The organism is Micromonospora sp. NPDC007230, assembly GCF_042869115.1.
Classification (GTDB): Bacteria; Actinomycetota; Actinomycetes; order Mycobacteriales; family Micromonosporaceae; genus Micromonospora.
The window spans coordinates 1-9,545 of sequence record NZ_JBIAFE010000057.1 but is presented as its reverse complement, the minus strand read 5'-3'; the positions used below and the strand labels follow the sequence as shown (position 1 = coordinate 9,545).

The following is a 9,545-nucleotide window of genomic DNA, read 5'->3' as shown; positions in this document are numbered from 1 at the left end:
CGGTGTGTGGGGGGGTTGTGTTTTTCCCCCCATTTTTTTTAAACCTGCCTTTTTTTTTCTTGGGGGGGTCCTTTATTTGTGGTGTCCAAAAAACGGGGGGGGGGGGGGGGGCCCCCCCCCCGGCCCCCACCCGCGATCACGACTCAATCGCTGTAGCAGCGACCGGCGTCAGGACTTCTTGATCTCCTGGTCCGGAACGACCTGGCCACCCTGGACCTTGAAGGCCCAGACCTTCACCTGCGCCGGGTCCAGCTCGCCACCCTCGACGAACTTGTAGTTGGCCGCCACGCCCTCGCCGCTGTAGTTCTTCACGAAGTCCAGCAGGCCGGCGCGGTCGGTCTTGCCCGCCTTGATGCCGGCCAGCAGGATGTTCGCCGCGTCGTAGGCGGTGTCGCTGTAGGTGCCCGGCTCGGTGCCGTTGAGCGCCTTGTACTCCTCCTTGAAGGTGCCGCGCGCCTCGCTGGCGGGCTGGCACGGGCAGGTGAGGATCGTGCCCTCGGCGGCCGCCGCACCGGCGGAGTCGATGTACGCCTTGTCGTTCACGCCGTCACCGGCGACCAGCGGAGCGGTGACCCCGGCAGCGGTGAGCTGCTTGCGGATCAGGCCGGCCTCCTGGTAGTAGCCGCCGTAGAAGATCGCCTTGACGTTGGCGGCCTTAACCTTGGTGACCACGCCGGAGAACTCGACCTGCTTGCCCTCGCCCTGGACCTTGTCCGAGCCGACGACGGCCCCGCCGAGCACCTTCTTGACCTCGTCGGCCAGGCCCGCGCCGTACGCCGACTGGTCGTCGATGACGTAGACCCGGTCGGCCTTGATCACGTCCTTGATGTAGGTACCGGCCGCGGGACCCTGGCTGAAGTCGTTGCCGACCGCCCGGAAGAAGGTCTTCCAGCCCTGCTGGCTCAGGCTGGGCCGGGTCGCCGACGCCGTGATGTGCACCAAGCCCGCCTCGGCGAACAGCGGGTCGGCGGCCTCCGACTCACCGGAGTATGCCGGGCCGACGATGCCGAGGATCTTCGGGTCGTCGATGGCCTTCTGCGCGAGGCCCGGGGCCTGGTCCGGGCTGCCCTGCGAGTCGAGCGGAACCAGCTCGACCTTGCAGTCGGCGTTCTCCTTGTTGTACTTGTCGACGGCCAGCTTGACGCCGTTGTTCTCGTTGATGCCGAGTGCCGCCGAGCTGCCGGTCAGCGCACCGAAGAACGCGATCTTGTTGCCACACTTGTCACCACCGGACGCGCTGTCCCCACCGCTGCTGCTGCAGGCGGTGCCGCCGGCGACGAGCGCCAGCATGGCAGCTCCACCGATCACGCGCGCGAGCTTCTGCCTCAAGGCCCGAACCCTCCTCCGTCGCATGGCCCCAACCACCCGCTGCCAATTGGCCCTTGCGGGGGGCGAACGAACCAGACCGTCGTCGCCGGTCTGGGCCGGGACGTTATCCCACGTGGGAGCTGTGGCGTAAGTCCCAGGAGAGCGGGTTGACCGAACCGTTACACGCCGTGGCGGATTGGAAGCGATCGCTGTAAGAACCGTCGGTCGCGAGGGAGTTTCACCTTTGTTTCATCGGTAAGCAGCCAACGCCGCTCCACCCGCTACCGATCGACGGTCGGCACCGCCGCCCACCAGGCACGAGACTCTCCACCGTCGTCGGCGACCAACATCAGTCGATGCTCGTCGAACGCCGCCGCCACCGCCGTGTCCCCACCATCGGGCACCGCGACCGGCAGCACCATCGGCCGCCATGAACCGCCCGAATCGACCGAGAACCACAGACCGTGACGATTCCCGTCGCCGGTCACCGCCAGCAACCCGCCGCCGCCGGCCGACACGAGCCCATGCACCGACGACACCCCCGGACCCGCCGCACCGAAACCGCCGACCCGTTGCCAGCCCGCGGCACCGGCCCACCCCGCACCGCCGCCGGCGCCAGCCGCCCGCCAAACCCCGAACCCGTCCCGCACCGGACCGACCGCCACCACCGCGCCGCCCACCAGAGCGACCCGCTGCGCCTGGCTCCGCCCGTCCGACGCCGGCAACTCCATCCGCCGCCAGGCCCGCCCGTCCACCGAGGTCCAGGCGAGCGGCAGCGCCGCCGTCCCGTGCGGCGGCAGCACCGCCCCCACCACCAGCCACCCCGGCGGTACGGCCACCGCGTCCAACCCGACCGTGCGGCCCCGAGCGTCGCCGGCCAGCTCCGGCACACCCTCGTGCAGCGTGAACCGCGCCCCGTCCGGCGACGTCCACACCGCCGCCCCGTCGGCCCGGGACCCGACCACCAGCCACCCGCCCGGCCCCGCGACCAGCCTGGAGACGCTCACCGCCCGGGGCCCCCCGTACAGCTCGAACGGGGCCACCGCCTCCCGCAGCGTGCCGTCCGGGTCCTGCACCCAGGTGCCCGTGCGCGGATTGCCGTGCACGCCGCCGTTCCGCGCACCCAGCGCCCCCAGCCGGCCCTGCCGGCAGGCCGCCGCGTAGAGCACGTGCCGCGCCCCGTAGAAGCTCGACGACGCGATCGGCACGGACGACCAGGAGAGACCGTCCGCACTGGCCCACGCCGCCGGGCGGGTCTCCCCCGCCGGGTTGACCACCCCGCCCACCACGAACCAGCGCCCGGCGCAGGACACCACGTCGCGCAGCACCAACCGGCCGGGCGTTCCCGGCGGCACCGGCAGCGCCAGCGGCTGCCACCGCGGGCGAAGCGGCCCGGGCTCGACGTGCGCCTTCGCCCGTACGCAACCGACGAGCAGCACGACGACGACACCGAGCATCGCCACCAGCCGCCGCGCCGCCACGGACCGGAGTCTATCGATCCCCGCCGCTCCAACGCACCGGCCGACCGGCGCTGTCAGGAGGCCGGCTGGGCCACCTCGCCGCCGGCGGTCTCGGCGAGGATCCGCTCGGCGACCTCCTTCATGGTCATCCGGTGGTCCATCGCCGTCCGCTGGATCCACTTGAACGCCTGCGGCTCGGTCATCCCGTACGTGGTCATCAGCGCGCCCTTGGCCCGTTCCACGGTCTTGCGGATCTCCAGCCGGTCGGTGAGGCCGGCCACCTCCGCCTCGAGCGCGGCGATCTCCGAGTAGCGGGAGAGAGCGATCTCCACCGCCGGCACCAGATCGCTCTTCTGGAACGGCTTGACCAGGTACGCCATCGCACCGGCGGCCCGGGCCCGCTCCACCAGGTCCCGCTGGCTGAACGCGGTGAGGATGATCACCGGGGCGATTCGGGCGCCGGCGATCCGCTCGGCCGCGGCCAGCCCGTCCATGATCGGCATCTTGATGTCGAGGATGACCAGGTCCGGCTTCAGCTCCTCGGCGAGCTTCACGGCGGTCTCGCCGTCACCGGCCTCGCCGACCACCTCGTAGCCCTCTTCGACCAGCATCTCGGCCAGGTCCAGCCGGATGAGCGCCTCGTCCTCGGCGATCAGTACGCGCCTGCGCTCCCCATCCGTCTGCGTCTCGGCCACGAGCCTCTCCCACCAGTCTGAGCCTCGACACCCGCGGTACCGGGTGTCGCCGCCCCTAGCGTAGTGGGTAACCTGTCATGGCCAATCAACAGAAGGCCCCTGTAGTCCAACGGCAGAGACGATGGTTTCAAAAGCCATAAAGTGTGGGTTCGAATCCCACCGGGGGCACAAAGTGTCATACAGGCGTTCGAAGATGTCTTCGTGCATTCCCCTGAGATACGTGCCCGAGCGCGGCAACTCTACCTATCCGGCGCAAGCGTTGCTGATGCCGCCCGTAGTGTAGGCCTCTCCTATCGCACTGTGTGGCACTGGTGCCGGGACCGGCCAGAACCGATCACCCAGGGCACTGCACTACGCTGCTTCCGCTGCCGGCCGGACGTCGACAATCCGACAGATCCCGCCGCGTATGCCTACCTGCTCGGTCTCTACCTGGGCGACGGGCACCTCGTGACGTCCGCGCGGGTGCCCGTGTTGCGCATCTCTTGCAGCAACGCGTGGCCGGGCTTGATCGACGCCTGCGACCACGCCATGCGAGCGGTGCTCGCGACGAAGGTCCAGCGCGTCCAGCAGAGGGGCTGCGTCAATGTCCAGAGCTACGGAAAACACTGGCCGTGCCTGCTGCCGCAACATGGACCGGGCAAGAAGCACGAGCGCCTGATTGCCCTTGCCGACTGGCAGGAGACGGTTGTCCAGGCGTGCCCCGGTCACTTCATTCGCGGTCTCTTCCACTCCGACGGCGCACGATTCGCCAACCGGGTGACCGTCCGGGGGAAGAAGTACGTCTACCCCCGCTACATGTTCACCAACGAATCCACCGACATCATGCGCCTCTGCCAGTGGGGCCTCGACCTGCTCGGCGTCGCCTGGAAGATGAACCGCCGCAACTCGCTGTCGGTCGCCCGCCGGGAGGCCGTAGCGGCACTCGATCGCCACGTAGGCCCGAAGTCCTGACGGGCAGCGCCCGTGAGGCGCATCACGGTCAGCTTGTCGCGAGCGCCTGCTCCAGGTCCGCCCGCAGGTCCTCCGGGTCCTCCAGGCCGACCGAGACCCGCAACAGGCCCCCGCGCGGCTTGGCGTCGCCCTCGACCGGCCGGTGGGTGAGCGAGGCGGGGTGCTGGATGAGGGTGTCGACGCCGCCGAGCGAAACGGCGTGGGTGATCAGCCGGCAGGCACCCGCGACGGCGGCCGCGGCGGGGGCACCGCCGCGTACCTCGAAGGCGAGCAGGCTGCCGGGGCCGGACATCTGGCGGCCGACCAGCCCGGCCGGGTCGTGGTGCGCGGGGTGGTGCACACGCGTGACGGCGGGGTGGCCGGCGAGCCAGCCGGCGAGTTTCTCGGCGCCGGCCTGCTGGGCGCGGACCCGCAGCGGCAGGGTCTGCAGGCCGCGGTGCAGCAGGTACGCGCCGAGCGGGTGCAGGATCGCGCCGGTGACTGCGCGGACCTGGCGTAGCCGGGCGGCCCAGCCGGGGTCGCAGGCGACGACGCCGGCGAGGACGTCGCCATGGCCGCCGATGCTCTTGGTGGCGCTGTGCAGCACGAGCGCGGCGCCGTGCCGGGCGGGCTGCTGGAGCACGGGGGTGGCGACGGTGTTGTCGACGAGCAGCGGGACGTCGCCGGCGGCGGTGGCGAGGGCGGCGATGTCGACGAGGTCGAGGGTGGGGTTGGCCGGGGTCTCGACGACGACCAGGGCGGTGTCGCGGCGGATCGCGGCGGCGACCTGGTCGGGTCGGGCCCAGGTGACCTCGGTGCCGAGGAGGCCGGTGGCGAGCACGTGGTCGGTGCCGCCGTAGAGGGGGCGGATGGCGACGACGTGGCGGCGTCCGTCGCGGGTGGCGGCGAGCAGGGTGGCGGTGAGGGCGGCCATGCCGCTGGCGAAGGCGACGGCTTCGGCGGTGCCTTCGAGTTCGGCGAGGGCGGTCTCGAAGCGGGCCACGGTGGGGTTCCAGAGCCGCTGGTAGACGGCGCTGCCGTCGGGCGGGAGGGTGCCGCCGGTGGCGAGGGTCTCGTAGGCGTCGCCGCCGCCGGCGACCGACGGCAGCGGGTTGGTGGTGGAGAGGTCGATGGGCGGTACGTGGACGCCGAGACCGGCGAGGTCGTCGCGCCCGGCGTGCACGGCTCTGGTGTCCACGGCGGTCATGGCCCGAAGCGTCGAACATCAGACCAGCGCAGGGCAATAGAGGCGAACAAGATTCTGCGGATTACACTTCCGCCATCCCCGGATTCGGTGGATGATGCTCGCATGCCCGTGGCACCGAATGATGTACGGCCGTTCGCGGCGCTGGACGACATCGACCGCGCGATCCTGACCGAGCTGGCCGTCGACGGCCGGCTGCCGAACAACGCCCTCGCCGAGCGGGTCGGGGTGGCCCCGTCGACGTGTCTGACACGTACCCGGGCGCTGCGCGAGTGCGGGGCGATCCGCGGGTTCCACGCGGAGGTGGACCCGGCGGCGGTGGGGTTGCCGTTGCAGGCGCTGGTGTCGGTGCGGTTGGCCGCGCACGAGCGGGCGGTGGTGGACGCGTTCCGGGCCCGGTCGGTGCGGTTGCCGGGGGTGGTGTCGGTGTTCCACGTGGCCGGTGCGGAGGACTACGTGCTGCACGTGCGGGCGGCGTCCGGGGATGCGCTGCGGGACTTCGTGCTGGACCATCTGGCGGTGGATCCGGCGGTGCAGCACACCCAGACCAGCCTGATCTTCGAGCAGGCGCGCGGTATGGGTTAGGGCACCGTCCGGAACAAGTCCGGCGCCCGGCGGGTTGCTCAGAGGCGTGATCGACGTACCCTTGTCTGTTCTTGATCTTGCTCCGGTCGCGGCCGGCGGCAGCGCCGGTGAGGCCCTGCGACACACGACCGAGCTGGCCCGGCGCACCGAGGAGCTGGGCTACCGCCGGTTCTGGGTGGCCGAGCACCACAACATGCCCGCGATCGCCAGTTCGGCCCCAGCGGTGCTGCTCGCCCACCTGGCGGCTCACACCTCGACGATCCGGCTCGGCTCCGGCGGGGTGATGCTGCCCAACCACGCGCCGCTGGTGGTGGCGGAGCAGTTCGGCACCCTGGAGGCGCTGCACCCGGGCCGGATCGACCTGGGCATCGGTCGGGCGCCCGGCACCGACCAGGTGACGGCGCTGGCGCTGCGCCGGAGCATGGAGGGGCTGTCGGCCGAGCACTTCCCGCGGGAGCTGGCCGACCTGATGAACTATTTCAGCGGCGCGGAGCCGGGGCCGATCACCGCGACCCCGGGCCGGGGCCAGTCGCCGGCGGTCTGGCTGCTCGGGTCGAGCGGCTTCAGCGCCCAGCTCGCCGGGCTGCTCGGGCTGCCGTTCTCGTTCGCGCACCACTTCAGCGCGCAGAACACGCTGCCCGCGCTGCAGCTCTACCGGCAGAGTTTCCGGCCGTCGCAGTGGCTGGAGCAGCCGTACGCGATGGTCGCCGTGAACGCGGTCTGCGCGGAGACCGACGAGCGGGCGGAGTGGCTGGCCGGGCCGGCCGGACTGTCCTTCCTGAAGCTGCGCTCTGGTCGGCCGGAGCCGCTGGCGACGCCCGAGGAGGCCGCGGCCTACCCGTACACCGAGTTGGAGCGGGAGTTCGTGGCCCAGCGCCGGGAGAGCCAGGCGACCGGTTCGCCGGAGACGGTGGCCCGGCAGCTCGGCGCGCTGCTGGCGCGCACCGGCGCGGACGAGCTGATGCTGACCACGATGGTGTACGACGTGGCGGACCGGGTCCGTTCGTTCGAGTTGATCGCCGAGAAGGTGGCCGGCGAACTTCGCCGGGATGCCTGAAACATGCTCTTCATAGCCGTGTCACCCCTCCGTCGCGCGGCACCCGTAGGTTGATGACCGGTGGTGGTACGGCACTCCCGGTCGGGACGGGTCGGGGGTGCCGCGGTGTGGTGCACCGGGTCGCCAGCGCTGCGGGTTCCGCGGCTGGCGGCCCGGTGCTTTTTCGTCCGGCCGGTCTCGCCCGCCGCCCGGCCCTTGCCCCCATGGCGGCCCACCTGATCGACTCCACCCCATGGCTGAGCACATGGACCCGGAGGAGTTCCGTCGCGCCGGGCACGCCGTGGTGGACTGGATCGCCGACTACTGGACGACGCTCGGGCAGCGGCCGGTGACGTCGCAGGACCCGCCGGGCGCGGTGGCCGCCGCGCTGCCCGCCGGGCCGACCGAACGGGGCGAGCCGATCGAGGCCGTCCTGGCCGACCTGGAGCGGATCGTCACGCCCCGGCTTACCCACTGGCAGCACCCGGGCTTCTTCGGCTACTTCCCGGCCAACACCTCCGGCCCGAGCGTGCTCGGCGACCTGGTCAGCTCCGGGCTCGGCGTGCAGGGGATGCTCTGGGCCACCGGCCCCGCCTGCACGGAGCTGGAGACGGTGCTGCTGGACTGGCTCGCCGGCCTGCTCGACCTGCCGGAGCGGTTCCGCTCGACCGGCCGCGGCGGCGGGGTGATCCAGGACTCCGCCTCGTCGGCGACGCTGGTCGCGACGCTGGGCGCGCTGCACCGGGCCAGCAAGGGCCGCTGGCGGACCGACGGCGTCGACCGGCGCTACCGCGCGTACACCTCCACGCAGGGGCACTCCTCGATCGAGAAGGCGGCCCGGATCGCCGGGCTGGGCGCCGACGGGGTACGGGCGATCGAGGTGGACCCGGCGACGCAGGCGTTGCGCCCGGCGGCGCTGCGCGCGGCGATCGAGGCGGACCTGTCCGCCGGAGTGGTGCCGGCGATCGTGGTCGCCACCGTCGGCACCACGTCCACCACCGCGGTCGACCCGCTGCCGGAGATCGGCGCGATCTGCGCCGAGCACGGTGTCTGGCTGCACGTCGACGCCGCGTACGCGGGGGCGGCTGCGGTCTGCCCGGAGCTGCGCTGGTCGCACACCGGGCTCGAGTACGCCGACTCGTACTGCTTCGACCCGCACAAGTGGCTGCTCACCGGCTTCGACTGTGACGCGTTCTGGGTGGCCGACCGGGGCGAGCTGATCGAGGCGCTGACGGTGATGCCGGAGTTCCTGCGCAACGCGGCGACCGAGTCCGGCGCGGTGATCGACTACCGGGACTGGCAGGTCCCGCTGGGCCGCCGGTTCCGCGCGCTCAAGCTCTGGTTCGTGCTGCGCTGGTACGGCGTCGAGGGGCTGCGGGCGCACATCCGCTCGGGGGTGGCGCTCGCCGACCGGTTCGCCGCGCGGGTGGCGGCCGACGACCGGTTCGAGCTGGCCGCGCCGCACCCGTTCTCGCTGGTCTGCTTCCGGCTGCGGGCCGGCGACGAGGCGAGCGCGGAGCTGCTGCGCCGGGTCAACGGCACCGGGCGGGTGCACCTCACGCACACCCGGATCGAGGGACGGTACGCGCTGCGCCTGGCGGTCGGCTCGCCGCTCACCGGGCAGGAGCACGTCGACGAGGCCTGGGAGCTGCTCTCCGCCGCGGCCGACGCCCTGCTTGCCACCTGACCCGGCGTGTCCGCTTCGTTCCTGGTTGCGCTTGCGGGTGTGGCCCACCGTGCCCGGCTCCGGGCGCCCCGAGTGGGCAGTCTCGCCGAAAGTGTGGCCTTTGGGCGCTCGGAGTGGCTGTTTTCGGGGAAAGTGTGACCTCGCCGCGCCGAGGGCCGATGTCTCAGAGCGTCTGGGCAACACGACGTTCGGCGGCGACAGGCGGCTGTCCCCGACGCCGTGTCGGGGATGTGGCGGTGTCGGCGGGTGTCGGTTACCGCCGTTTCCGCGACCTGGAGTGGGGCAAGGATGGTTCGGGCCCCGACTGGCCGGGGCCTCGTGGTGGGTGATGTCCGGTTTGTGGGTGTGACGGCCGGCATCCTGGGCGCGGAATCTCGGGTGACCGCGGGGCGTTGAACCCGGGTGCACGGGCCGAGGAAGGCCACCCCGCGAGCCGGTGGTCGCTGGCCGGCCCAGGTCGGAATGATGGTGGCCCGCCGGTCGTTGCACATGAACCCGCGACCGATGCCCCGTGAGCCGGGGTCGGCGAGGCCCGGAATGTTGGTGGGCCGCCGGTCGTTGGATATGGTCCCGGCGCCGCGAAGAGGCGAACCCCCCTCGCCCCGCGAGCCGCTGGTCGACAGACTTTTCCCCCCTTTTT

8 protein-coding genes and 1 tRNA gene are annotated in these 9,545 nt (G+C 71.8%); 5 read left to right on the top strand and 4 right to left on the bottom strand.

All coding sequences use genetic code 11. The annotated features are described in order from the left end of the window. Nucleotides 1-168: 168 nt before the first annotated feature. The 3 genes from ACFYML_RS36200 to ACFYML_RS36190 form a co-directional block, all read right to left on the bottom strand. The gene (locus ACFYML_RS36200; protein WP_387424943.1) at nt 169-1,329 is read right to left on the bottom strand and encodes a branched-chain amino acid ABC transporter substrate-binding protein; all 1,161 of its coding nucleotides are present in this window, start codon (nt 1,327-1,329) and stop codon (nt 169-171) included. Between the two features lie 260 nt (nt 1,330-1,589). Continuing rightward, the gene (locus ACFYML_RS36195; RefSeq protein WP_387424942.1) at nt 1,590-2,789 is read right to left on the bottom strand and encodes a hypothetical protein; all 1,200 of its coding nucleotides are present in this window, start codon (nt 2,787-2,789) and stop codon (nt 1,590-1,592) included. A gap of 53 nt (nt 2,790-2,842) precedes the next feature. Then, complete coding sequence (locus ACFYML_RS36190; protein ID WP_073833838.1) at nt 2,843-3,463, bottom strand: ANTAR domain-containing response regulator; 621 nt, start codon at nt 3,461-3,463, stop codon at nt 2,843-2,845. Nucleotides 3,464-3,558: 95 nt separating this feature from the next. On the opposite strand from ACFYML_RS36190, the gene ACFYML_RS36185 reads away from it, so the two are divergent. Continuing rightward, a tRNA-Leu gene (locus ACFYML_RS36185) sits at nt 3,559-3,631 on the top strand. Beyond that, entirely contained in the window at nt 3,605-4,414 is an 810-nt protein-coding gene (locus ACFYML_RS36180) for a helix-turn-helix domain-containing protein (protein WP_387424941.1), read from the top strand. Before ACFYML_RS36185 ends, ACFYML_RS36180 begins: the two co-directional genes overlap by 27 nt. A 28-nt stretch (nt 4,415-4,442) precedes the next feature. Here the strand turns inward: ACFYML_RS36180 and ACFYML_RS36175 are convergent, their stop codons facing one another. Continuing rightward, on the bottom strand, nt 4,443-5,600 hold the full coding sequence (locus ACFYML_RS36175) for a trans-sulfuration enzyme family protein (RefSeq protein WP_387424940.1): 1,158 nt from the start codon (nt 5,598-5,600) through the stop codon (nt 4,443-4,445). Between the two features lie 102 nt (nt 5,601-5,702). Here ACFYML_RS36175 and ACFYML_RS36170 point away from each other — a divergent pair, with 102 nt between their 5' ends. From ACFYML_RS36170 to ACFYML_RS36160, 3 genes are all read left to right on the top strand, one after another. Continuing rightward, nucleotides 5,703-6,182, top strand: coding sequence for an Lrp/AsnC family transcriptional regulator (locus ACFYML_RS36170; protein ID WP_073833840.1), 480 nt, complete (start codon nt 5,703-5,705; stop codon nt 6,180-6,182). A 46-nt stretch (nt 6,183-6,228) separates the two neighbouring features. Further along, entirely contained in the window at nt 6,229-7,239 is a 1,011-nt protein-coding gene (locus ACFYML_RS36165; RefSeq protein ID WP_387424939.1) for an LLM class flavin-dependent oxidoreductase, read from the top strand. Between the two features lie 232 nt (nt 7,240-7,471). Then, nucleotides 7,472-8,905, top strand: coding sequence for a pyridoxal-dependent decarboxylase (locus ACFYML_RS36160; protein ID WP_387424938.1), 1,434 nt, complete (start codon nt 7,472-7,474; stop codon nt 8,903-8,905). The last annotated feature ends 640 nt before the right edge of the window (nt 8,906-9,545 follow it).

Excerpts from the sequence above, each read along its gene's own strand:
- ACFYML_RS36175 (WP_387424940.1), bottom strand. The coding sequence starts at position 5,600 with ATGACCGCCGTGGACACCAGAGCCGTGCACGCCGGGCGCGACGACCTC.
- ACFYML_RS36170 (WP_073833840.1), top strand. The coding sequence starts at position 5,703 with ATGCCCGTGGCACCGAATGATGTACGGCCGTTCGCGGCGCTGGACGAC.
- ACFYML_RS36160 (WP_387424938.1), top strand. The coding sequence starts at position 7,472 with ATGGCTGAGCACATGGACCCGGAGGAGTTCCGTCGCGCCGGGCACGCC.